This window comes from Burkholderia sp. F1, from assembly GCF_050813845.1.
Taxonomy (GTDB): Bacteria; Pseudomonadota; Gammaproteobacteria; order Burkholderiales; family Burkholderiaceae; genus Burkholderia; species Burkholderia ubonensis.
The window spans coordinates 1204851-1228439 of record NZ_CP172422.1 but is presented as its reverse complement, the minus strand read 5'-3'; the positions used below and the strand labels follow the sequence as shown (position 1 = coordinate 1228439).

25 protein-coding genes are annotated in these 23589 nt (G+C 70.5%); 2 read left to right on the top strand and 23 right to left on the bottom strand.

Annotation, left to right across the window (positions count from 1 at the left end):
- Positions 1-30: 30 nt before the first annotated feature.
- The 19 genes from ACFIMZ_RS24630 to ACFIMZ_RS24540 all read right to left on the bottom strand — a co-directional run bounded on the left by ACFIMZ_RS24630 (position 31) and on the right by ACFIMZ_RS24540 (position 17280).
- Positions 31-657, bottom strand: a complete 627-nt coding sequence (locus ACFIMZ_RS24630; protein WP_431825357.1) for a CDP-alcohol phosphatidyltransferase family protein — start codon at positions 655-657, stop codon at positions 31-33.
- A gap of 112 nt (positions 658-769) precedes the next feature.
- Positions 770-1723, bottom strand: a complete 954-nt coding sequence (locus ACFIMZ_RS24625) for an IclR family transcriptional regulator (protein ID WP_431824899.1) — start codon at positions 1721-1723, stop codon at positions 770-772.
- Between the two features lie 273 nt (positions 1724-1996).
- Positions 1997-2476, bottom strand: a complete 480-nt coding sequence (gene tecA / locus ACFIMZ_RS24620; protein ID WP_431824898.1) for a type 6 secretion system effector deamidase TecA — start codon at positions 2474-2476, stop codon at positions 1997-1999.
- A gap of 108 nt (positions 2477-2584) precedes the next feature.
- Positions 2585-2836 (bottom strand): hypothetical protein, encoded by a 252-nt coding sequence (locus ACFIMZ_RS24615; protein WP_431824897.1) that lies wholly within the window; start codon positions 2834-2836, stop codon positions 2585-2587.
- 13 nt (positions 2837-2849) lie between these two features.
- A complete protein-coding gene (locus ACFIMZ_RS24610; protein ID WP_431824896.1) occupies positions 2850-3326 on the bottom strand; it encodes a YbaB/EbfC family DNA-binding protein in 477 nt (158 codons plus the stop codon).
- A gap of 75 nt (positions 3327-3401) precedes the next feature.
- Complete coding sequence (locus ACFIMZ_RS24605) at positions 3402-4835, bottom strand: Do family serine endopeptidase (RefSeq protein WP_431824895.1); 1434 nt, start codon at positions 4833-4835, stop codon at positions 3402-3404.
- Between the two features lie 38 nt (positions 4836-4873).
- The gene (locus tag ACFIMZ_RS24600) at positions 4874-5242 is read right to left on the bottom strand and encodes a hypothetical protein (RefSeq protein WP_431824894.1); all 369 of its coding nucleotides are present in this window, start codon (positions 5240-5242) and stop codon (positions 4874-4876) included.
- A gap of 41 nt (positions 5243-5283) precedes the next feature.
- On the bottom strand, positions 5284-6075 hold the full coding sequence (locus ACFIMZ_RS24595) for a hypothetical protein (RefSeq protein WP_431824893.1): 792 nt from the start codon (positions 6073-6075) through the stop codon (positions 5284-5286).
- A gap of 41 nt (positions 6076-6116) precedes the next feature.
- Positions 6117-6977, bottom strand: coding sequence for a peptidyl-prolyl cis-trans isomerase (locus ACFIMZ_RS24590; protein WP_431825356.1), 861 nt, complete (start codon positions 6975-6977; stop codon positions 6117-6119).
- Between the two features lie 14 nt (positions 6978-6991).
- Entirely contained in the window at positions 6992-7441 is a 450-nt protein-coding gene (locus ACFIMZ_RS24585; protein WP_431824892.1) for a hypothetical protein, read from the bottom strand.
- On the bottom strand, positions 7438-8028 hold the full coding sequence (locus ACFIMZ_RS24580) for a YbjN domain-containing protein (protein ID WP_431824891.1): 591 nt from the start codon (positions 8026-8028) through the stop codon (positions 7438-7440). Before ACFIMZ_RS24580 ends, ACFIMZ_RS24585 begins: the two co-directional genes overlap by 4 nt.
- A 63-nt stretch (positions 8029-8091) precedes the next feature.
- Positions 8092-8778, bottom strand: coding sequence for a hypothetical protein (locus tag ACFIMZ_RS24575; protein ID WP_431824890.1), 687 nt, complete (start codon positions 8776-8778; stop codon positions 8092-8094).
- A 12-nt stretch (positions 8779-8790) separates the two neighbouring features.
- Complete coding sequence (locus tag ACFIMZ_RS24570) at positions 8791-10605, bottom strand: putative porin (protein ID WP_431824889.1); 1815 nt, start codon at positions 10603-10605, stop codon at positions 8791-8793.
- 91 nt (positions 10606-10696) lie between these two features.
- Positions 10697-11395 (bottom strand): TonB C-terminal domain-containing protein, encoded by a 699-nt coding sequence (locus ACFIMZ_RS24565; RefSeq protein ID WP_431824888.1) that lies wholly within the window; start codon positions 11393-11395, stop codon positions 10697-10699.
- 3 nt (positions 11396-11398) lie between these two features.
- Positions 11399-11809 (bottom strand): ExbD/TolR family protein, encoded by a 411-nt coding sequence (locus tag ACFIMZ_RS24560; RefSeq protein WP_042588204.1) that lies wholly within the window; start codon positions 11807-11809, stop codon positions 11399-11401.
- 20 nt (positions 11810-11829) lie between these two features.
- Positions 11830-13623, bottom strand: a complete 1794-nt coding sequence (locus ACFIMZ_RS24555) for a DUF2341 domain-containing protein (protein ID WP_431824887.1) — start codon at positions 13621-13623, stop codon at positions 11830-11832.
- Positions 13624-13696: 73 nt separating this feature from the next.
- On the bottom strand, positions 13697-15355 hold the full coding sequence (locus tag ACFIMZ_RS24550) for a ShlB/FhaC/HecB family hemolysin secretion/activation protein (RefSeq protein WP_431824886.1): 1659 nt from the start codon (positions 15353-15355) through the stop codon (positions 13697-13699).
- 151 nt (positions 15356-15506) lie between these two features.
- Positions 15507-16145 (bottom strand): adenylyl-sulfate kinase, encoded by a 639-nt coding sequence (cysC, locus tag ACFIMZ_RS24545; protein ID WP_431824885.1) that lies wholly within the window; start codon positions 16143-16145, stop codon positions 15507-15509.
- Between the two features lie 7 nt (positions 16146-16152).
- Positions 16153-17280 carry a TIGR03032 family protein gene (locus ACFIMZ_RS24540; RefSeq protein WP_431824884.1) on the bottom strand — a complete coding sequence of 376 codons (1128 nt, stop codon included), beginning with the start codon at positions 17278-17280 and terminating at the stop codon, positions 16153-16155.
- Between the two features lie 543 nt (positions 17281-17823).
- Between ACFIMZ_RS24540 and ACFIMZ_RS24535 the strand changes: the two genes are divergently transcribed.
- Both ACFIMZ_RS24535 and gspK read left to right on the top strand, forming a co-directional pair.
- Positions 17824-18390 (top strand): hypothetical protein, encoded by a 567-nt coding sequence (locus ACFIMZ_RS24535; RefSeq protein WP_431824883.1) that lies wholly within the window; start codon positions 17824-17826, stop codon positions 18388-18390.
- Positions 18391-18443: 53 nt separating this feature from the next.
- Positions 18444-19436 (top strand): type II secretion system minor pseudopilin GspK, encoded by a 993-nt coding sequence (gspK, locus tag ACFIMZ_RS24530; RefSeq protein ID WP_431824882.1) that lies wholly within the window; start codon positions 18444-18446, stop codon positions 19434-19436.
- 84 nt (positions 19437-19520) lie between these two features.
- Here gspK and ACFIMZ_RS24525 read toward each other — a convergent pair whose 3' ends face one another.
- Genes ACFIMZ_RS24525 through ACFIMZ_RS24510 form a run of 4 tightly spaced genes read right to left on the bottom strand, consistent with a single transcriptional unit; the run spans position 19521 to position 23536 of the window.
- The gene (locus tag ACFIMZ_RS24525) at positions 19521-20915 is read right to left on the bottom strand and encodes an MmgE/PrpD family protein (RefSeq protein ID WP_431824881.1); all 1395 of its coding nucleotides are present in this window, start codon (positions 20913-20915) and stop codon (positions 19521-19523) included.
- Entirely contained in the window at positions 20912-21817 is a 906-nt protein-coding gene (locus ACFIMZ_RS24520) for a polysaccharide deacetylase family protein (protein ID WP_431824880.1), read from the bottom strand. Before ACFIMZ_RS24520 ends, ACFIMZ_RS24525 begins: the two co-directional genes overlap by 4 nt.
- Positions 21817-22689, bottom strand: a complete 873-nt coding sequence (locus ACFIMZ_RS24515; RefSeq protein WP_431824879.1) for a polysaccharide deacetylase family protein — start codon at positions 22687-22689, stop codon at positions 21817-21819. The genes ACFIMZ_RS24520 and ACFIMZ_RS24515 overlap by 1 nt, the downstream gene beginning before the upstream one ends.
- Before the next feature lie 7 nt (positions 22690-22696).
- Positions 22697-23536: an ABC transporter substrate-binding protein gene (locus ACFIMZ_RS24510; protein ID WP_431824878.1), complete on the bottom strand. Its 840-nt coding sequence runs from the start codon at positions 23534-23536 to the stop codon at positions 22697-22699.
- Between the last annotated feature and the right edge of the window lie 53 nt (positions 23537-23589).

Sequence of the window (23589 nt, the reverse complement as noted above, 5' to 3'; positions counted from 1 at the left end):
CGCGACGCGCGCCGGAACGGCTGCAGGCCGTCAGGGTTTCGGAATGCGGATCCGGCTGATCATCAGCGAGCCGGACAGGCCGAACACCAGCGTCAACGGATGAAAGACGCCGACGCGCGTCACGACCTCGCCGAGCCACATGGTCGGGCCGATCCCGCCGCAATAGGTGGCGACGGCCAGCATCAGCACGATGACGATCGAGGTTGGAATCGGCGTGCCCTCGAAGTACGTCACCTTGCCCGCTTCCTGCGACATCGCTTCCGCCGTCACGTTGTAGCGCGCCAGTCGCGACACGCCGCACGCGACGAAGTAGACGAGCAGGAACCGGTCGACCATCCCCCGCATCCCGCACCCGTAGCCGATGACGGCCGGCGCGACGCCGAACGAAATGACGTCGGCGAGCGAGTCGAGCTCGCGCCCGAGCACCGACGACTTCTGGCGCCAGCGCGCGATCCTGCCATCGAGGATGTCGAATATCAGCGCGGCGACGATCAGGCCGGCGGCGTAGTACACGTGCAGTACATCTTCGGTGGCGATGTACGAGATGACCGAGAAAATGGCGCTGGTGCCGCAGACGGCGTTGCCGAGCGTGAACCAGTCAGCCAGGTGGAATTCCCGGATCATCGAAAAGCGCCGGACGGGTTTGGTCTTGTTCATCATTTCCAGGAAATTTCCAGGGATCGCCATGCCGGCGCGGACCCACTCGCGCCGCGCGGGCGCGGCGTTCCCGCGCCGGACGCCTGGACGCGGCGGGCGGCCCGCCCGCGCGTCAGAACATCGCGACCTTGTGGCGCGCGTGCGCGAACGTCGGATCGCTTTCGAGCGGACGATAGTTGAGCCGTTGCGACAGGTCGACCGCCGCGCCGCATACGGCTTCGACGAGGCGCTCCTTCTCGCCGGCCTCGCCGATCTCCGAGCGCGGCACCGTCGCGGTGATCGCCGCGACGATCGAGCCCGAATGGTCGCGCACCGGCGCGGTCACGGCCGAGATGCCGGCTTCGAACGCGGCCTCGCTGACCGCGTAGCCGAGCCGCGCGTAGTGGCGCATGCGCTCGTACAGCTCGTCGACCGTGCCCGGCGTGCGCTCGGTGAACTGCTCGAGGCGCTTTTCCGGATACAGCTGGCGCAGCGCATCGCGCGTGAGGTCGCCCATCAGCACGTGGCCGTGCACGGTCGCGTGCGCGGGCAGCCGCGTGCCGACGTGCACCTTCACCGAGCCGAACATCGACGCGTTGCTCTGCGCCTTCGCGACGAACACGACGTCGCGCTGGTCGCGGATCAGCAGATGCGTCGACAGGCCGGTCGTATCGCGCAGCCGTTCGAGCACCGGCGCGCCGAGATCGGTCAGTTCGAGCGAGTTCAGGTATTCGAAGCCGAGCCGCAGCACGCCGACGCCGAGCCGGAAATGGCGGTCGCCGTTCACGCGTTCGAGAAAGCCGAGCGCTTCGAGCGTCTGCAGCAGGCGGAACGTCGTCGTGCGCGGAATGCCGATGCGCTTCGACAGCTCGGGCGCGCCGAGCACCGGCTCGCGCGCGGAAAACTCGGCCAGGATCCGCAGGCCGCGCTCGAGGCCCGGCACCAGATAGGACGACGCGCCGCCGGCCGGCTCGTCGTCGCCAGCCGCGACGGGTTCCGGCGCGTCGCGCTCGGCCGCGGCCCGGCGCGACGGCCGCGCCTTCGCGGCAGGGGGTTTGGTCGCGGCGCTCATCGTTGTGTTGTCCATGTGCAAATGGACGGAAGGAAATCGATCACGAAACAGGTCATGGATCAGCGTGGAGATTCAGCCATGCTACCTCAGCGCGCGCCCCGGTTTGCACCCGCGGGCATCGCCGGGACGCAGCACGCGTCGCCACGATCCAGTGAATAGTCAGACACGATCGAGAGGATATCAGCGATAGACGGCGCGACGCCATGCGGATATTGCCGGACAACGGGGTGAGCGCGGCTCGACCCTTCGTCAATTTGACGCAGGGTCACCCGGTCCTTGACCGGTCCTTTACAGGCGCGACAGGTGTACCCGAATGTTCGTCCTGTCGTACAGGAAGGTGCCGTCGTCACCGGGGGCAAGAACGCGCGCGAGGTCTACCGGATACAGCCATCCGCTCCCCAAGCGCCCCCCGTTCACGGCCCGGATCCTGCTGCCTCCGACGGCTATCGCGGCATGAAACACATTGCCGCCCCGGGAGAAGCCGACTGCGGTTCCGGCCGGAATGCTTGCCCGCCCATCCCACTGATTGCCGGCCTCGAAGTTGAACCGCGGCCGCCAGTTTTGACCGGTCGTGTCGAGCAGCATGCCGGGCGTGATGAGCCCATGGCCTTGAAGCAGGTATCTCACAAAGGCGGCGGCGTCGTAGCAGACGCCCCTGGGAACATACCCGGTGATGTTGGCCATGCCAAACATCAATGCTTGCGCGTGTTTCTGCCTTTCGGCGAAGCCGAATTGGGCGACTTGCGCGCCCAATTGAGTGAGTTCCATGGTCAGATCCTTTTGAGGAAGAGGGTCGTCGTCACCCCGCCAAAACGTCATATCTTATTACGATAAGCGCCGGCATTGCCCGGGCGTCGGCGCCTCGCATCGACCCGCTCACTTCCCCGACGCCCCCGCCGCCGGACGCCGGCCTGCGCCACGCGCACCGAGCCGCGCGACGCCGGCGCGCGCGTTCGCCCGGCAAGCCGCTTGCCACGCGCGCCGCAGCGCCGCGCCCTCCCCGCGCAAGCGCTCGAGCTGCGCCCGCGCCGGCTGCCGGCCGATCCGGCCGGTCAGCGCATCCACATGCGCGGCGAATCCGAACAACACGCCGATCGCCAGCACGACCAGGATCAGCACGATCGTCATCGCGCCACGCCCGTCACGGCGCACGCGCCGCCGCCCCGGAAGCCGCGACCGGCGCGTCGGGATTCGGCGTCAACCGCAGGCGCACGCGCAGCGGCTGGCGCATGTCGGGCGGCGGCGGCTCCGCCAGCGGCCCGGCGGTCAGCAGTTGCCGCAACGCGGCATCCGCGTTCGCGTCGCCAAGCGTCGCGAATTCGACGCGCGTGACCGCGCCGCTCGCGCCGATCCACGTGCGCACGACGATCGCGGGCGGCGGCGCATCGGCGCGCGCGTGCAGCACGCGATCCTCCAGATATCCGTGCAGCCGGTCGGCCGCGTCGCCGTCGGCTTCGAGCCATGCCTGGAACTGCCGTCCGACGAGCTGCGCGTAGCCGATCCACGGCTGCGGCACGTCGGCGGTCTGGGCGCGCGCCGGCGCGCTCGCGACGAGCGCCCATGCGACGACGAGCGCCGCGCCCCAGCCGCGCGCGCGATACCCCTGGTTTCGCTTCATGACGATTTCCGTTTGCCTGTCCGCCTGCTTGTACGTTGGTGCGCCACGCGCCCGTCCACCGTCCCGTTCCCGCCGTCAGCCCGGATCGACCGGCACGTACAGCCGCGCGCCGCCGCGCTGCACCAGCAGCGCGATGGCGCCGCGCGCACGCTCCAGTTCGCCGATCAGCGCGCCGGCGTTCGCGGCCGGCGCACCGTTGATGGACAGCACGACGTCGCCGGCCCGCAGCCCCGCGCGGGCGGCCTGGCCGCTCGCCTGCTCGATCACGAGCCCCTGGCTCACGCCGAGCTGCCGCCGCTCCTGCTCGTTCGCCGGACGCAACGCGAGCCCGAATCGCGCCAGCGCCTGCGCGTCGCCGTTCGACGCGACGCCGCTGTCGAACGCCCCCACCACCGCCTGCAGGTGACTCGCCTGCCCCGCGCGCCACACCAGCAGATCCGCGCGATGCCCGGGCCGCATGCCCGCGACGGCGCCGAGCAGGTCCGCCGAATCCGCGACCGGCTTGCCGTCGATCGCGAGCACCACGTCGCCGGCCTGCAGACCGGCCTGCGCGGCGGGCCCGCCCGGCTCGACCATCGTGATCAGCGCGCCGTCGGGATTCGGCAGGCCGAACGAACGCGCGAGCGCGTCGCTGACTTCCTGCAGCGCGACGCCCAGCCGTCCGCGCGTGACCTTGCCGGTGCGCAGCAGCTGGTCCATCACGTCGAGCGCGAGGTCGATCGGAATCGCGAACGAGAGCCCCTGATAGCCGCCGGTCTTCGAATAGATCATCGAGTTGATCGCGATCACGCGACCGTCGAGACTGAACAGCGGCCCGCCCGAATTGCCGGGATTGATCGGCACGTCGGTCTGGATGAACGGGACGTAACGCTCGCCGGGCAGCGAGCGCGACTTCGCGCTGACGATGCCTTGCGTGACCGTGTTCGCGAACCCGTACGGCGAACCGATCGCCATCACCCAGTCGCCGACCCCGGTGCGCACCGGATCGCCGGTGACGACCGTCGGCAGGTTGCGCGCGTCGATCCGGATCACCGCGACGTCGGACAGCGGATCGCTGCCGATCACCCGCCCCCTGAACTGCCGCTTGTCGGTCAGTTTCACGTCGACCACGGCCGCGTCGCCGACCACGTGCCGGTTCGTCAGGATCACGCCGTCCGCGCCGACGATGAACCCGGAGCCGAGGCTCACTTCGTCGCGATTGCCGATCACGCGGCGCGCGAGAAACGGCGCGAGCGGATGGTCCGGCCCGATGCCCGGCGGGAGCTGGATGCCCAGCTGCGTCACCTCGCGCGTGACGCTGATGTTGACGACCGCCGCGCCATACCGCTTGACGAGCGCGGCGAAGTTCGGCGGGGCCGCCTGAGGCAGCGTCGCGGCGCCCGCCGCCTGCACCGGCCGTTCGGCGGCCGCTGCCAATCCGTCCGCATCGCCCGCGCCAGCCAGCGCGATCGCGCCCAGCATCGCGAGCGTCGCGACCACCCGACTGCAGATACCCGATTCCACGATCATCGTCCTCGTCGCGTCACGCGCGAACGACGCGCGTCCGCTCATTTCGGCGGCACCGCGACCGGCTGCGCCGGGCGCTGCGGCGTCGCCGACTTGCCCCAGTTCGTGCCGAAGCGGTTGCGCTCCGTCGACAGGTTGAACGTGCCGAGCCGGTTCGACGGCGCCGTCGCGAGCCCCTCCGCGGCCGTCCGCGACGCGCCCGCCGGCGGCGCCGCCTTCGGCTTGAGCTGCGCGCTCAGGCAGTCGTACGACAGCGCGCGCTCGCCGCTCACTTCCACATCGACACAGACCGGCTTCGCCGCCGAACCCGGCTGGCTGCCTGCCGCCGCCGGCCGACCGGCCTGCGCATGGACGGCGCCCGCCAGCAACGCGCACCCCCATGCCACGCTCCACTTCCGCCATTCGCCCATGCCTGCCTCTTTAAATGCTCGCGGCCTCGTCGCGGCCGTCGTCAGATTGCGTCGCGCCGCAGCGAGCGGGCGACGAAACGCGCAAACGCCGCGCGCCCGGCCGGCTCGACGGCCGGCACGGGTGCGCCCTGCTGCTGCGCCCATGCGTCGCGCACGCCGCCGATCCGCTGCCACGCCAGCACCTGCGCGCCGGTCGGAAACGGCGTCGCCTGCGGTTCGCGGTAGTCGACGCGAAAGAACCGCGGCGCATCGGCGCCCGCCGTCCACAAATCCCCCGCATCCCGCACGCTCGCGTCGAACCAGAACCGCACCCAGCGAGCGGGACCGTCGGCCGACGCATCGGCCGGCGCCGGGTCGCCCGTCGCGGGCGCGCCGGCCGGCTCGTGCGCGCCCGGCGTCCGCATGAACCCGGCCAGCACGAGCAGCACGGACGCCAGGTCGTCGTCGCGCAGCGACGGATACGACCACAGGTCCTGCACGTCCGCGCAGGCCAGCACCGCCGTGAAGCGCGCGATCGTGAACGCCGGCCACATGCGCCGGACCAGCGCGTAATGCCGCTCCCAGTTCGCGACGAAGCGCTCGCGATGACGCGCCGACACCCGCGCGTCGCGGCCGCCGCACACCGCCATCTCGTCCGGCTGGTACTGGCGGGTCGTCAGCACGCACTGGGCCGAGCACCGCGCGCTCCGGTGGCGCGCGCGGCCCGGCATGCCGGGCATCGGTTCGAGCGTGCCGAAACAGAGCGGGCAGTGCGACGGCAGCGCGCCCGGCGCGCCGGGCCACGCGTTGGCGGCAACGATGCGCGCGGGCGCCGGGCTCCGTGGCTCGGGCACTGCCGGTTTCGGTGCAGAACGGGTGACGGTCATGAGCATGCCTATCGGGCGGCGGCGAGCGCCTTCTTCAGCGCGTCTTCGTTGATCGGCGCGTCGCCGCCGAGCTTCGCGAGATACGCCTGTGCGTTCTGCTGCGTGCGCTGCGCGCGCAGCATCGTGCGCAAGCGCTCCTTCACGTCCGCGAGCGGACGCGGCGCCGCCGGCCGCGTATCGATCAGCTTCACCACGTGAAAGCCGGTGGCCGTGCGGATCGGCGCGGACACCTGGCCCGTCTTCAGCGCGTCGGCCGCCTGGCGCACCGCGGGCAGCAGCATCGTCTCGGGCACGAAGCCCATGTCGCCGCCGTTCGCGGCGCTCGCGGCGTCCTGCGAGTTCGCTTTCGCCAGCGCGGCGAAGTCGCCGCCGCGCGCGCGGCTCGCGAGGTCCGCAGCCTGCTTGCGCGCCTTGTCGACGGCCGCCGCGTCCGCGTCGGGCGCGACGGCGACGTAGATCTGCGCGACGCGCAGCGCGCGCGGCACGGTGAACGCCGCGCGATTCCTTTCGTACGCCGACTGGATTTCGGCGTCGGACGGATAGTCCGCCGGCGGCGCGTTCACCGACGCGAGATAGCTGCGCGCGATGATGTCGCGCCGCGCCTGCTCGATCGCCGACTGCACGTCGGCCTGCTTGTCCCAGCCCTTCGCCTTCGCCTCGGCGAGCACGGCCTTCTGCGCGAGCGTCGCGCGCACGACCTGATCCATCGCGGCGGGATCGGCCGCGAGCCGCGTGCGCCCTTCGTCGCCCGCCGCCTTCAGCAGCGCGGCGATGTCGGACTGCGTGACCGACGCCTGGGCCGCGTTCGCGATCACGTCGTCCTGCGCGGCCGCCATCAGCGGCACGCTCAGCAGCAGGCCGCCCAACATCGTTGCAAAGTTCTTCACGATCGTTCCTGTCCTGTCTGACTGCTGTCCTGAATCGCAACGCGCACCCGCACGACCACCGGCTGCGTCATCCCGCGCGGCGGCGGCGCGCCGACCCGCCGGCCGACCAGCGCCGAGCGCAGGTCCGCGGCGACGTCCGGCGCGAACGCCGGCGCGCTCTCGACCCGCTCGATGCCGCCGCGCCGGTCGAGCCACGCCTTCAGCCGCAGCGCGGGTGGCGCGCCGTCGTCCTCGCTGTGCGCCGCAGCGCGTTCGAGATGTGCGCGAAAACGGGATGCCGCCGCATCGGTGCCGTCGAGCGCGGCTTCCAGCCGCTGCGCGACGCGCTGCGCATAGTCGACCCACGCGGCCGGCGCATCGCCGACCGCCACCGGGCCGCGCTGCGCCGGCCGGCCGCGTGCCAGCAGCGCACGCAGCGCAGCGCCGATCCGGCCGGCACCGGTCATTGCGCGGCGGCTTCCGCGCGCGCCTGACCCGCGTCGTCGGTCCGGGCGTCGCTACCCGCGCGCTGCTCCGCGCCGGTGCCCGCGCGCGCGGCGGCTTCCTGCTCGGCGAATGCCGGCCGGTTGCGCAGGTGCAGCAGAAATTCCTGCACCATGCGGTCCCACAGCTCGATCGTCGAATGCAGGTAGCGCACCGACACCCCGCCCGCCACGATCACGTCCATCTCCAGCGCAAGGAATGGCCCGTGGCTCGCGAGCCGCGCAAAGCGCTTCGTGCGGTTCCAGTCGGCCACCAGCTGCGCGGGCAGGTCGCCCTGCACCTGCAGCACGCAGCCGAGCGTGTAGTCGAGGTAGCGCGCAATCGACGAACCCGCGGCCTCGCCCTGCGGCGGCGCGGCGTTGCCGAAGCGCACCGCGAAGCCGACGCCCTGGCTCGCGCTCATCAGCTGCACCGCGCCGTTCTGCTCGGTCGCGGTCACGCGGTAGCCCGCGTTGCGGAACACGTCCGCGAGCGCGTCGACGCCGATCGCATCGATCAGCGCATCCTGTGCCGGGCGGTCGCCCGACGCTTCCATCTTGCTGTCCAGCATGGTTCTCTCTTCCTTGTTTCAACGAATCGATCGGGTCGCTCGCGCGACGGAAGGCCCGTTCCGTCACTGAGCGCCAGCAGGCGCAGACGCCGCAGCGGTCGCGCTCGCCGGGTTCGCCGCGCGCGCGGCCGGGTCGTACTTGCCCGCGTACAGCGCATCGCCGTAACGCTGCGCGAGGTCGTCGTACTTCACGCGCGCGGCCGCCGCGAACGGCTGCCGCGACGCGAACAGCGTGCCGATGCCGACATGCTCGTACGCGTCGAGGATCTCGCGGCCCACGCGATACAGCTCCGCATTGTGGGCCTGGCAGGTTTGCAGTTGCGTGTCACGCGCGCGGATTTCGCCCTGCTGCTGCGTATGCTGCGCATCGCGCGCGCGCGACACGGTCAGCAGGTCCTCGTAGGACGCCTTGTATTTCGCGAGCGCCTGCGCATCCTGCTCGCGCGCGGCCCGCTCCTGCGCGAGCGCGCGCTTCGCGGCCGCTTCGCCGCCCGACTGCCCCTTGGCCGCCGCGAGTTGCGCCTGCGCCGCCTTCAGCTGCGCGAGCGCGTCGTCGCGCTGCTGCTCGGCGGCCGTCCTGTCCGCCTGCAACTGCGCCTGGCCGTTCTGGAGCTGACGCAGCTCCTGCACGGTCGAACGCAGCTGGCTGCGCAGCTTGTCCTCGATGCCCTGCGCGCCGGCGCCGCCGGCGGCCAGCAGCAGCGCACCGGCGAGGCCGGCCGCGACGATCGCGTGTTGCGTGGTTTTCATCCGCGGCTCCGGTCAGAAACGGGCGTTGAGCTCGAGCTGCAGCACGTCGATCGACACCGGCGGGCCGTACACTTCCTTTGCGCTCAGGTAGCGCGCCGACACCCACGCGTCGCGCGCGACCGCATAGGCCGCGCCAATCACGTAGCCGCGCGCGTTGGTGCCGCCGAGGTGGAAGTCCGAATCGTTGAACGCGTCGAGCACGGCGTCCGGCTGCAGGTACTTGTACGCGATCGAGAAATTCCACTGCCCCTTCGCGCGCGGCTCCGGCTCGCCGACCGTCGCCTTCGCGAGGAAGCCGTTCGGGCCGCTGCGGTAGTCAGCGCGCGTCGCGTGCACCGACGTCGACTCGTAGTTGTTGACCGGCAGCGACGCCGCGCTGAACGCCTTGTTCTCGTTGTACGCGAGGTTGCGCACGTATTCGCCGTCGAGCCGCAGCTTGAAGCGGTCGGCGACGACGGTATCCCACTGCGCCTTCAGGTCGAGCAGCCGGTAGTTGTACGCAAGCCCGAACAGCTGCGGCTGCGGCGTCATGCCCGGCGCGAGGTTCGGGTTCTGCACGATGTTGCGCAGCGCGAGCAGCGTGTTGCCGCCCTGCATGAAGGCCGGCGCCTGGTTGTCGGTGCTGCAGTTCGTCGCGCCGAGATACAGCGCGCACGGCGACGACAGCGTGCCGCGCATGTTCTGGAAGTCGTAGTACGCGACCGCGCCCGTCAGCCGGTTCTGCGCGTTGATCTTCCAGTCCGCGCCGAACTGCGCGCCGATCATCCACTTCGTGTCGCTGCCCGCCTTGTTGGTGCTGTTCGACGGGAAGTTCTCGCTCGTGTACTGGATCGGGAACACGCCAAGCGTGCCGAACAGCGTGACGTCCGGGTTCCACGGCAGCGCATGGCGCAGGTTCGCGGCAATGCCGTCCATCATCAGGTCGTCGGAGAACACCAGGTCCGACTTGAAGAACGGATTGTCGAAGCGGCCGGCCGTCAGGTTCAGCCATGACGTCGGCCGGTACGCGAAATACGCCTTGTTCAGCCAGATGTTCTTCTTGCCGAAGCCGCCGCCCGCCGTGGCCGTGGTCGACACGGGCCCGTTGTCGTTGCCGCTCGCGAGCTGCAGGCCTGCCGTCAGCTCGTCGGACAGCGTCGCCGTCACGCCGAGCCGCGCGCGGTAGCGCAGCAGGTTGTTGCGGTTCTGCGTCGTGTTCTGCGTCGGCAGCTGCGTCGTGTTGGTGTTCGAATTGATGTCGAAGCCGCCGCCCTGGTTGATCGCGGCGAAGTTCGTCACGTTGTTCGCGTTGCCGCTGCCGTAGAAGTGGTATTCGTCGCGCACGCGCATGTCGCCGTCGAGCTTGATGCGCGACACCCAGTCCGGGAACGTGTTCGGCTGCGCCCAGTTCTCGGCCTTCGCCTGCGCGATCACCTCCTGCTTGACCTGGTCGCGGATCTGCTCGCGCACCACCTGCGGCACGTAAGGCACCGCGACGTCGCCCGGCTGCGTCGGCGGGTTGACGACGCCCGCACCCGCCACGACCGGGGCGCCCGACGCGCGGGCCGCCTTCGCCTGCGCGGCTTCCGTGCGCGCCTCGCTGATCAGCTCGTTCGCATTCTGCTGCGTGAGCACGCCGCGCTTGACGAGCAGGTTGATCAGGTTGATCACCACGCTCTCGGTCGGCGACGCCTTCCCCTTCGCCGCCTGTGCCTCGAGCGATTGCCCGTGCGCGGCGGACGCGCAGGTCAGCCCGAGCGTCAGCACCGCCGCGCCGACGCGCGACAGTCGCGCGGGCAGCGCGCCGCTGCGGGGCACCGCGCCCCGTCCGTTCATCTTGTGAATCATCGCAGCACTCCGAACAATTTTCGTTTCCTTTCCGGCAGCATCCGTCCGACGGACCTGCCCCATGATCCATTCGCCGCTCGCGCGCGCCCCGTCATGCCGGCTTGCGCCCCTGCAGCCGCACGAGCACCGGATACGCGGTCGCGGGCGGCGGCGCCTCGTCCACCTTGCCGAGCGCCTCGACCGCGGCGACCACGGCCGCGTCGATCTTCGCGTCGCCGGTCGACTGCGCGATCGTCACCTTCGCGATGCGTCCCGACGGCTCCAGCCACAGGTTCAGGCTGCCCGCGAAGCGCGCGCCGCCCGCCTCCTGCACGCCCTTGTCCTGCTCGATCGCGCGCTGCAGCACGTAGACCATGTACTGCGTGTAGCCCGCGTTGCCGAAGCGGCCGCCGCCGCCGCTGCCGACCATCCCCGAGCCGTCGCCCGCGCCGATGTTGAAGTTGTCCGTGCCGGCCTGCGCCGGCGCGTTCATCGTCATCTGCTTCGGCTGGTTGTCCGACGGCTTCGGCGCTTCCGACGGCTTCGGCGCGACGGTGGGCTTGTCGACCGGCGTCTTCACCTCCTCCTTCACCTTTTCGGGCGGGGGCTTCTGCTTCGGCGGCGGAGGCGGAGGCGGCAGCGGAATCACGGTCGTCACCTGCGGCGCGCTCGCGCGCTTCACGCCCGCGGTGTCGCTCGCGAAATGCCAGACCAGCGCGCCGAGCCCCGCGAGCGCCAGCACGATGACGGCCGGCTTGACGAAGCGGCCCGGCCCCTTGCGCGGCTCGCCGCCGTTGTAGGTCATTTCCATCGCCTAGCCGCCCTGCTTCGCCTTGCCGGTCACGAGGCCGACCTGCGACAGGTCGAGGCGCCGCAGCAGGTCGAGCACGTCCATCACGCGCTGGTACTGCACGGCCGCGTCGCCCTTCAGCACGATCGGGAATTCCGGGTTGCTCGCCTTCTCGGTGCGCAGCCGGTTTTCGAGCTCGTCCATCGTCACCGGGTACGCATCGAGGAAGATCTGCCCCGAATCCGCGACCGTGATCGCCTTCGTCTTCGGCTTCGCGAGGCTGGCGGACGAGCTCGCCTTCGGCAGGTCCACCTTGATGCCCTGCACCGACGCGGTCGTCATGATGATGAAAATGATCAGCAGCACGTACGCGAGGTCGAGCATCGGCGTGATGTTGATGTCGTCGTACGGCTTGTCGTCGTCCTGAACCTGCATGGTGGTCTCCCCGCGTCCGTTCAGTCGGCCAGCACCGCGTGATCCGGCGAGCGATGCGCTTCGGCCAGGCGCGTGACGAATTCGTCGACGAACACCTGCATGTTCGCGGTCACGTTCTTGTTGCGGATCAGCAGGTAGTTGTAGCCGAACAGCGCCGGAATCGCGACGAACAGGCCCGTGACCGTCGCGAGCAGCGCGGCCGCGATGCCCGGCGCGATCGCGTTGACGTTCACGTCGCCCGCAGCCGCGATCGCCGCGAACGTGATCATCACGCCGACCACCGTGCCGAGCAGGCCGAGGAACGGGCCGCCCGAGATCGCGATCGTCAGCAGCACCATCGACTTCGACAGCCGCTGGTTCTCGCGCACGAGCGTCGCGTCCATCGACGCGCGGATCGCCTCGATCGACTCGGTCGTGATCACCGTGCGGCCGTTGTCGTCGACGCGGCTGTGGATTTCATGCACGCCGGCCCGGTACAGGCGGTACAGCGACGACTGGTTCAGCCGGCGGCCGTCGTCGCTGCGTTCGTCGACGTGCGCGAGCCCGACCAGGTGCTTGCCCGCGACTTCGCGAAAACGCTGCACGAAGTAATGATTGGCCTTGTCGACCATGCCGACGTAGCGCGCCTTCGTCCACATCACGCCCCACGACACGATCGCCATCGCGAGCAGGATCGTGATCACCACCCACGCGTCGACCGTCACCGACTGCACGATCACGCCGAAGTAGCCGAAGCCGAAGCCCGACTGCTTCTCGTCGTTGCCGTACGCGACGAGCTTCGATTCGGAGCCCTGCGACAGCGCGTCGACCGCGATCGCGGCGGCCGGGCGCGCGACCTTCGACAGCCGCAGCTCGTCGATCGCACCCGCATAGCCCGCGAAGCCGGCCGGCGCCCCCGCGACATCCGCGCCGACCGCCGCCGCCCCCGTCAGGGCCGGCAGCGGCGCGGCGACCTGCGCGACCTGCTTGCCGTTCGCGTAGACGGTCAGGTTGCGGCCGTCGTCCGTCACCGCCAGATGCGTCCACTGGTTCGCGGCGACCGGCGCGGCGGCCGGCGTGCGCACCGGCGCCGAACCGTTCGAGGCGCCGTCGACCTGCACGAACGGCACGCCGTTGTCGAGGCCGATCAGGAGCGCGTTCGCGCCGTCGCGGCGGCTATAGAGCAGCGCGTTCGGCGCGAGCGCCGCCGGCTTGACCCACGCGCTGAACGTGAAGCTGCCGCCCGCGGCGACGTTCAGCGACGGGCTGGCCGGCAGGGTCAGCGCCGCGCTGCCGTCGAACTGCGCGCCCTTGCCGACGATGCCGTCCTCGACGCTGCGAAACGGCGCGTTCTGCGCGTTGTTCGCATACGCGGTCGCGTCCTTCGGCGGCGCGCCCGCCGCGCCGTTGAAGTGGTAGACGAGCGTGTAGTCGGCGTCGAACGTCTCGGCCGGCTTGCCGCCGTCCGGCGCCTTCTTGTTGCCGTAGTACATCCAGATCGATTCCGCGGCGCCCGCCGGCAGCTTCGGAATGTCGACCCAGATCAGCGCGACGCCGAGCATCGCGTCGTACTGGTCGATGTGATAGTTGAGCGGCGTCTTGTCGTCGGCGGCGACGAAGCGGATGTCCGCGCCGTTGTCGGCCAGCCCGTCGAACTGGAAATTGCCCGAATGCAGGCGAATCAGCAGCGGCACGCGGCCCGCCGATTCCGTCAGGTTCGCGCCCTTGCCGCTGGCATCGAGCGTGATCGCCTTGCGGTACGACCAGTCGTTCTGCCACCATGCCTGCGCGATGCCGGGCAGCACGCCCAGCATCGCCGCCAACAGTAACCCCATCACTCGCTTCACGATCCACTCCCCGAATGCGCCGCCCCGCTGCGCGGATGCGCGGCACGATCAAAAAAAACCGTCAGAACCCCAGTCGCACGTAGAAATCGAACCGGGGGCTGTATTGCTTCGTATAGACGCCCGCCTTGAGCGGCCAGCCCGCCTCGAAGTCGGCGCTCGCGTACTTGGCCAGCTGCAGCCGCGTGCCGACGCCGACGCTGAGCAGGTTGAAGCTCGACGTCTGCTCGGGCAGCGGGCTCAGCAGCCACAGATGCGCGGCATCGACGAACGCATGGAAGCGCCATTCGTTGATGCGGCTGCCGATCGCGCCGCCGAGGAATTTCGCGAGCGACGGGGTGCGCAGCTCGAGCGAACCGGTCACGCCGCTGTCGGCCGTGTCCTCGGCCTGCAAGTAGCCGCGCACGCTGTTCATCCCGCCCGCGGCGAACTGCTCGCTCGACACGAGCGGCGAGTTCGAGATCTGCGCGCTGACGTGCGCGTTGGCCTGCATGTCGTTCCCGAAGCGCTGCGTATGGTTCACGTCGAACTTGCCGTAGACGAAATCCGGCGTCGCCTTGTAGCGCTTGCTGTCCCACGCGCCCCAGTCGCTGCCGATGCCGCGGATGTTGGTCACGAGCGCGGCGGAGAACGACGTCTGCGACTGCTTCAGGCTGAGCTGGCCGCTGTACGAGAACGTCACCGGCACGTAGGTCAGCGGCACCGTCGACGACTGTCCGGCGACGCTCACCTTCTCGTCGTAATGCTTGCGGTCGATCTCGATGCTCACCGACTGCGCATAGGTGTCGGACGCCGGCAGCGCATAGATCGCCGTGAACCCGTAGGTCGTGCCCTTGCCGAGCACGTTGGTGCCGCCGACCGACGCGACGTTGCTGTCCGAGTGGACCACGGTCGCGAGAAAGCTCCAGCGCGTATCCCTGATCGGCGCGAGATACGAGAACGCATAGACGCGCGCGTCGTTCGGATGCTGCGGCGCGAGCACGTAGGTGCCGGAAATTACGTGGCCGAGCTGCCACAGGTTCGAATAGCTGAGGGTCGCGGTCGTGCGCAGCGACGACGTGCCGGGGCTGCTGTCGTTGTTCAGGTCGAGCGAGCCGTGCAGCGGGCTGTGGTCGTCCACCTTCAGGTCGACGTCGACCGTCTGCGGCAGCGTGCCGGGCTTCAGCACCGGAATCACCTGGCGGTCCGGCGAGCGGTTCAGGTCGGTGAGCTGCAGCTGTGCCTGGTTGAAATCCGGCACGACGCCTTCCGCGAGCGCCGGCACCGCGTCGCGAATGTTCTGCGGCGAGTAGTATTTCGCGCCGTCGACGCGCAGCCGCCCGACCTTCGCCTCGACCACCTGCAGCAGGATCACGCCGTTCTTCACCTGCTGCTGCGGCAGCTCGACCACGACGGACTGGTAGCCGTGGTCCTGATACGCCTTCTGCAGCGCATCGCGCGCCGCGTTCACGTCGGCCAGCGTGCGGCCGGGCCCTTCGAACGGATACACCGCCTTCTCGATCTCGATGCTCGGCAATGTCGTATTGCCGCGCACGATGAATGCGTTCACGTCGAACGTCTGCGGCACGCCGCTCGCCGGTTTCGCCGCCGGCGCCGCCACGCCCGCCTCCTGCGCGCGGACGCCGGGCGCGAGGCTCAGCCCTCCGACCAGCGCCACGCCGGCCAGGCACCGGCATCGGAGCCGCCGCGGTTCGCGTGATTTACGATCTGCTGTTGGCGGCATGCGCCATTCCCCTTTCTGTTGCGGATCATCCCCGCGCTGACGGGGACATCCGGCACGTCCCGCTATCAAGGCGTTGTTTCATTTCGATGACTTTTTATCAGCCATCCTTAATAAATCCCTCAGGATCCAGCCCTGCCCGTTTCCGCCGTCGTCAGCCGGTCTCGCGTGCGACCGGCTGCGGGTCGCCTGCACGGCCGAACTGCTGCAGCGCAAAGCCCAGCAATGCGTTCACGCAGTGCGCAAGCGACCGGCTGCCGGTCTCCAGCACGAGGTCCGCGGCACGCGGCGCCTCGTACGGCGACGACACGCCGGTGAATTCGCGCAGCTCGTTGCGGCGCGCCTTCCGGTACAGCCCTTTCGGATCGCGCGCCTCGCACACTTCGAGCGATGCGGCGACATGCACTTCGCGAAAGCCCGCGCCGACGATGCGCCGCGCGTCGTCGCGCATCGCCGCGCGCGGCGAGATCGCCGCGACGATCGCGATAAAGCCCGCGTCGGCGAACAGCGACGCCACTTCCGCGATCCGCCGCACGTTCTCGAAGCGGTCGCGCTCGGAGAATCCGAGATCGCGATTCAGCCCCGCGCGCAGCCGGTCGCCGTCCAGCACCGTGGCCCGCAGGCCCCGGCGCTGCAGCAGGTCGGCCAGCGCCTCCGCCAGCGTGCTCTTGCCCGCGCCCGACAGCCCCGTGAGCCACAGCACGCCGCCCGCGCCACGCGCATCGCTGCGATCGCACGCGTCTACCGGTAATGACGAAACAGGCGCGGCAAACCCGCAGTGATCGACGTTCATCGGCGGCTCAGCTGTCACGATTCGCGGGCTCGTCCTGTTCGCGCGGACGCGTCTGCCAGAAGCCGCCCTGCATCGTCACGATCGACGGCGTCTCGCTCCACTGGTGCGGGCTCAGGATCTCGCCGCGCAGCACGTTCGGCAGCACCTGCACGTCGAAGATCTCGTCGACGCCGTTGAAGAACTGCAGGATTCCCAGCACGTCGCCGCTGCCCGCATCGAGCGCCGCGACGCCCGCGACGAGCGCGTCCGCCTCGTGCTCGATCGGCAGGCCCTGCGGCCCGCGCTTGTCGCGCAGCTTCGACAGCCCGACGAACAGCACGCCGCCGTATTCGGCGAGACCGTGCGTGAAGCCGGGCAGCGTCGCCAGCACGCGCTTCGCGCCCGTCTGCGGATCGATCTGCAGCACCCGGCCGCGGCCGCCCTCGAGCACGTGCAGGCGGCCGCCGATCACGCGCGGCGAATGCGGCATCGACAGGCCGGACGCGACGATGCGCCCCGACGGCACTTCCATCACGATGCCGCCGTCGGCCATCCCGCCGCGCCAGCCGAACGGCGCGTCGGTCTGCCCGAGCGCGGTCGCGTAGCGGACCTTGCCGTCGCTGAATGCCATCCCGTTCAGGTGGCAGCGGTCGTCGGGCGCCAGCGCGGTCACGAACGGCGGCTGCCAGATCGACGTGAAATTGAAGTAACCGTCAATCACGCAGATGGACGAATAGCGCGTGTTGACCGCGAGCACGACCTGCTTGTCGAACGCCATGTCGTGCAGGTCGAGATCGCCGGTGTAATACGCGATGCGCGGCACGAACACCGCGTCGTAATGCGCGGGACGGGCCGGATAGTGCGGCGCGAGCGTCGACACGTTCGCGAACACCATCAGCTCGTGCATCGTCGCGACCGCGAGCCGGTTGCCGGCCACCGCCATCCCCATCGAGCGCGGCAGTTGACATGCGGACAGCGTCGGGACGCCGTCGCCATCGACGCCGATCAGCGCGACGCCGGACGGACGGCGGCTCACCGCGAGCGAGCACTTGAGCGCGGCGAGCACCTGCAGGAAACGCCCGGTATCGCGCAGGTTGATGACCGGCGACGCCGCGTCGCCGGTCAATCGGCTTTCGTCGAACTGTTCCACATTCATGATCCTGTCGGCTGTGCGCCGCTCGATGAAAAAACGCGTGACCGCGACCGGACGCATCCGGTCGCCGCTCACACCTACCTAGACGGAACGAAACGCGCATTGCCGCAGTTTTTTTTCACGCTGCCTGCCGGCCCCGTGTCGCAGCCGCGCCGGCGAACGGCGTGCACGATGCGCGTTCGGTGGCATTTCGACCGCGCGACGCAACGCGAGCGGCCGACGATGCGCGCGCAACGGGTTTCGCGCCGGCTTCGCGCGGCACGTTGCGCATGAATGTGCGTGGCCCCCGTTTCGTGTGCTTGTCGTCTTGCCCGGCGCTGCGATGCGTCGGCGGCCGCGTTTGCGCGCGGCCCGACAATCGTCGTGTCTCAACCGGGAAGTTTTTGTGACATTCCGCTGAAGATTTGCACGAGCTTGCGCGCGCGTCCCGTTTTTCCGGTTCGCTGCGCCGCCCCGCCGGCGCCCGGCATGCGACGAAATCCTGCGGCTTGCGGCCGGCCGTTACGTCCTAGCTATTGAGAAAAACGTCAACGATGGGGAATGCCCATGTGGCTCGCTACGATGCTCGCGCGGTGGCTCGCGGCACGCCTGCCCGGCGCCGCCGCGCTCCCGGACCGTGTGCACCCGTTCGCCGCCCGCCCCGCGCAACGCCCGCTGCGCTGGCGCGCGCCGTGGCTCGCGTGGCAACTGCTGTCGTGGCTGGCGCTCACGCTGCTCGCACCGCCGTTCTGGACCATCGGCGCGCTGTTGCTGATCAATCCGTCCAGCGACCAGCCGTTCTTCTGGGCCGCGGCGATGGCGATCGTGCCGGTCGCGAACGGGGTCGCGATCGTCGCGACGAACCAGCGTCATCACCGCGCGCCGTTCATGCGCCGAACGGCGGTCGCGCTCCACGCGTTCGCCGTCGCGACGGCGGTCGGCGGCGCGATGTTCGTGCTGCTGCTGTGGCAATCGCACGCGATTGCCGGCCTGGTCGGCCCGCTGGCGGCGTCGGCCGACGGCACGCGGCGCGCGCCGCTCGCGCTGTGGGTCGCCGGGTTGGCCGCGGCGTTCGGCATGGCGTCATCCGCGCATGCGAGCATCGCGCACGCGTGGCTGGCGTTCGACGATTGACGGCCGGCCGCGCCGGCACGGCGGGCACGGTGGGCACTGTTGGGGACAGGCAAATGCATCGATACGAACGGGGTCGGACGGCAGCCGCGCGGCGCGAACGGGGCATCGCGATCGTGACGGTGCTGCTCGTCGTCGCGCTGGCGGCCACGCTCGCGGCGAGCGTGCTGTGGCGCCAGCAGGTCGCGACGCGCGACGTCGAGAACCAGCGGCTCGCCGCGCAGACGATGTGGGTCGAACGCGCGGCCGTCGAGTGGGCGCGGGCGACGCTGCGCGCGCAGAGCGCCACGTCGAACGTGACTTTCACCGGACAGACGTGGTCGCAGCCGGTCGGCGACGTGCCGCTCGCGGACCTGCTGCCGCCGGGCGCCGCGACGGTCAACGCCGAGCTCGCGCGCGCGCGGATTTCCGGCCACGTCGAGGACGCGCAGGCGCGCTTCAACCTGATGAATCTCGTGTCGCGGGTCGCGCCCGGCAAGCCGTGGCAGACCCACGGCGAGGGCCTGCTCGCGTATCGCCGGCTGCTCGGCGAGCTGTCGCTCGATCCCGCGCTCGCGCAGCAGACGGCCGACTACCTGCTGCGCTCGCTGCGCGACGCGAACGGTCCCGGCGGCTGGCCGCTGCAGCTCGTGTCGGTCGACGACCTGTCGCGCATTCCCGGCTACGACGCCCGCGCGATCGCCGCGCTCGCGCCGCTCGTGACGATCCTGCCCGACCTGACCACCGTCAACGTCAACACCGCGACCGAGCCCGTGCTCGTCGCCGCGATCCCGACGCTGTCGCGCAGCCAGGCGCGCCGCCTCGTCGAGCGCCGCCGCACCGCGTACTTCGTCAGCACCGGCGACGTCGCCGAATATCTCGCGCCGGCCCAGGGCAACGCGACGCTGCCGGACGGCTCGGCCGTCGGCGTGAACAGCGGCTATTTCATCGTGCATTGCCGCGTGCAGTCCGCACGGATCAATGCGCGCATCGACACGCTGATCGCGCGCTACGGCAGCGGCAACTTCAGCTGGACGTCGGTGATCTGGGTGCGCCGCCTCACGAGCTGAGCGCCGCCGCCCCGGCGGACCGGCGGGCAGCCACCCATGTCGCGTGGAACGCGCGCACGCCGGTCACCCGGCAGGCGCCCGCCGTCAACGCATCGTCGCATGCCGGTCCGCATCGCCCGCGAGTCGTTCCTGCAGCACGCGTGCATCGGGCAGCCGTTCGAGCGACAAGCAGGCGTCAGCCAGCGCGTCCGCGCCGGCGGCGTCGAGCGCGGTCACGGCCAGCGTGCGGTATTTGCCGAGCAGCGCGTCGTCCGACAGCGGGTTGCGCGGATCGCCGAGCGCGATCGGCACGTGGCGCGACACGGCCACGCCATCCTTGCGGTGCAGCGTCACCGTCGGTTCGTCGAGATCGCCGAGCGCCGGATCGACGTCGACCGCAATGCGCGCGAGCATCGCCGCGATGCGCGGATCGGCGCGCCGCTCCGCGCGATAGACGCCGATTCCCGTGTCGCCGAACACGAGCGCCGCCGCGACCGCGTACGGCAGGCTCATCTGCGCGGACGACAGCGTCGACAGGTCGCGGCCGCCGCACATTCGAGCGACGAACCCGCTCGCGCGCACGGCGATCCGCTCGATGTCGCCGGCGGCGAACGTGCGGCCGCCGGCGAGTTGCAGCGCTGCATCCACGGCCGCGTGCGCGCTGCGGCACGATGCGTGCGGCTTGATCGAGCAGCGCATCAGCTTCCAGTGCATGCCGAGGCCGTCGGTCAGCGCATCGGGCGCGTGCGACTGCGCGGCGAACGTGTTGAAGAAGCCGCCCCATACGTCGTCGAACACGTGCGCGGGGCCGCTCACGCCCTCGCGCGCGAGCAGCGCCGCGAGCACGCCGCCTTCCGCCGCGCGGCCCGCGTGCAGCCGCTTCGTCTGCGATCCGTCGTGGATGAAGCCCCACAACCCGCCCGCGAAGCTCGCCGCATGGCCGAGCGCGTCGCGCGTGCGCGCGGCGTCGAGACCGAGCACGCGCGCGCTTGCGGCCGCCGCGCCGAACACGCCGCAACTGAGCGTCGAATGCCAGCCCGCGCCGTTGTGCGCCGAATAGCCGCCCGCCGCCTCGAGCACGCGCCGGCCGACGTCGTAGCCGAGCACGATCGCGCTCAGGCATTCGCGTCCCGTCACAGGCCTGGCCGCACCGGCCAGCGCGGCGAGCGCGGCCGGCAGCACGACCGCGCCGGAATGATCGCAGCCGCCGGAATCGTCGAGTTCGAGCGCGTGCGCGGCAATCCCGTTGACGAACGCCGCGTCGCGCGCGCCCGCGGTGCGGCGCGTTCCCCACAGCGGCGCGCCGCCGTGCCCGGCGGCGCCGGTCAGCGCGCGGGCGCTGCGCGTCTCGACGGCCGCCGCGCCCGCGAGCGCGGCGCCGAACGTATCGAGCACGTGCCGCTTCGCTTTCGCGACGACGTCGTCGGGCAGTGCGTCGGCGGGCGTCTGCGCGACGAACGCGGCGAGCCGCGTGGCACGCGTTTGCATATCGGCCGTCATCGCGCCGCCTCCTCCGCCACGCAGCGCGCGAACACGTCGACCGGATGGCCCGGCGCATTGACGGGCGCTTGCGCGCGCCACCAGCGCGCGATGTCACGTCCCGTCGCGAACCACGCGTCGCCGGCATCGCGCAGATGCGCGAGCAGCGCGCGCAACAGATCGATCCGCCCGGCCGTGCCGATGATCTCGGGATGCAGCCGCAGCACGCAGCACAGGCCGAAGCGCCGGAACCCGTCGACGTCGCGCCGCCAGTTGTCGAGCACGTCGCCGTACGACGCGATGCGCGGCTGGCCGGCCGGCACCGGCGGCGACAGGTTGAATTCGAAGTAAGGCTCGTCCTCGAGTTCGTAGTGCAGCGGCAGCTCGACGAGCCGCGCGCCGCCGGGGCGGCCGTCGCCGCGCGGATGCACGTACGGCAGATCGTCGCCGCGCCACGACGACGACCACGTGAAGCCCTCGGCGACGAGACAATCCGCAAAGCCGTCGGCCCAGTTGCCCGTGAACGAGCGGAAGCCTTCCGCGTCGCGGCCGATCGCGGCCGCGAGCGCCGCACGCCCCGCGCGGCACGCGTCGATCTGCGCGGCGAGCGGCAGCGCGTCGAAGTCCTCGCAACGGTAACCGCTCACGCCGAGCTCGTGGCCGGCCGCGGCGATCGCGCGCACGGCGCCCGCGTGCGTTTCGGCGACCGCGCCCGGCACGAACCAGCTCGTCGGCACGCCGAACTCGTCGAACGCCGCGAGCAGCCGGTCGACGCCGCGCATCGCGCCGTAGCGCCACACCGACAGCGATTTCTCGCGGCCGGCGATGCGCGGCTCGCGCGTCACGATGCCGTGAATGTCGTTGAAATCGACCGTGATCGCGACCGCGCATCGCGCGCCGTCCGGCCATGAAATGGATGTCATCACCTATCGCTCCGTTGCGCCGGCCGCACATCGCTCGCATGCTGCGAGAGCCACCAGTCGGCCACCTCCCGGCACCGCGCGAACCACACACCGCCCTTCGCCTGCATATGTCCGAGCCAGGCTTCCAGCAGCGCGATGCGCCCCGGCTTGCCGCAGACCTTCGGATGCAGCAGCGTCGTCAGGCACAGCCCGTCGCGGTACACGCCGTCGAATTCGCGCGTCCAGTTGTCGAGCGTCGCGCCGTAGCCCGCGATCCTGCCGAGCCCGGCCGGGTAGTCGGGATTGCGGTGATACGCGAGCGACGCGTAATCGTCGGTTTCCCAGCGACCGGGAATCTCGACGAGCGGCGCCTCGCCGTTCCCGCCGTGCAGCAGGTACGGCCGGTCGTCGCCGCGCATCGAGCTCGAATAGCGCACGCCCGCTTCGCGCAGCACGGCCAGCGTGTGCGCGCTCCAGTCGCCGGACGGCGTGCGGAAGCCGACCGGCCGCACGCCGAGCGTGCGCGCGAAGATTTCGGCCGACTGCGCCATCACGTCCCGCTGCTGCTCGGGCGCGAGCGTCCAGAACGCCTCGTGCCGGTAGCCGTGATAGCCGACCTCGTGGCCGCGCTCGACGATCGCCGCGCATTGCGCGGGCCACGTCCGCGCGACCCACGCCGGCACGAAGAACGTCGCGGGCACGTCGAACGACGCGAGCAGGTCGAGCAGCCGGCCGAGCGCGCGCCACGGCCCGTAGCTGCCGAGCGTGAAATACGCGGGGTTGCGCCAGATCGACCCGTTCAGCATCGCGTCGCCGGTCGGGCCGTCGAGATCGAACGCGAGCGCGACGCATGCGCGCTGCGCGTCCGGCCAGCGGGGAGCCAGGTCAGTCATCGCGCGCTCAGTGCGTGCCGTTGACCATCGCCTTCGCCACCGCGTGCTCCTGCAGCCCCCACTTCGCGAGCAGCTTCTGGTACGAGCCGTCCGCGATCATCTGGTTGAGCGCCGTCGTCAGCGCGCTCGTCAGCGCGGCGCTGGACTTCGCGACGCCGATGCCCGTGTATTGCGACAGGAACGGCTTGCCGACCGGCGCGTACGCGTTCTGCTCGAGGCTGTTCTGGTACGGCAGCGTCTCGCCGCCCTGCACCGCCGCGTCGATGCGGTTCTGGCGCAACTGCATCCGCGCGTCCGACGAGCCGTCGGTGCCGACCACGACGATCGCCGGCTTGCCGGCCTTCACGCAGTTCTCCGCGCTCCAAGCGGCCGTGTTGTCCGGGAACGACGTGCGCCGGCTCGACCCGACGCGCTTGCCGCACAGCGCGCTCATCTGCGCGAACTCGCCGGCGCACGCCTTCAGCGTGTAGAACTGCGGGCCCGTCTCGATGTAGTCGACGAAGGTCACCGCGTCGCGGCGCGTCGGCAGGTCGGTCATGCCGGACAGGATCATGTCGACGCGCTGCGTCGCGACCGCGCTCATCATCTGGTCGAAGCTGGTCTCGACCCAGTTCAGCTTCGCGCCCATCTTCGCGGCGAGCGCCTCGCCGAGATCGACGTCGAAGCCCGCGAGCTGGTCGGTCGCCGGGTCCTTGTATTCGAACGGCGGATAGTTCGGCACGACCGCGACGTTCAGCGTGCGCTTCGCGGCGGCGGGCGCGGATTGCGCGACCGAGAACGACGCATGAAGCGCGAGCGCGCCGAATGCGGCGGCGGCCAGCGTGCGGGTCAGGATGGATGCTTTCATGGGGGTGTCGCCTTGTCGTTGTGGGCTTGTATCGTTGACGGTGGAATCGTTCG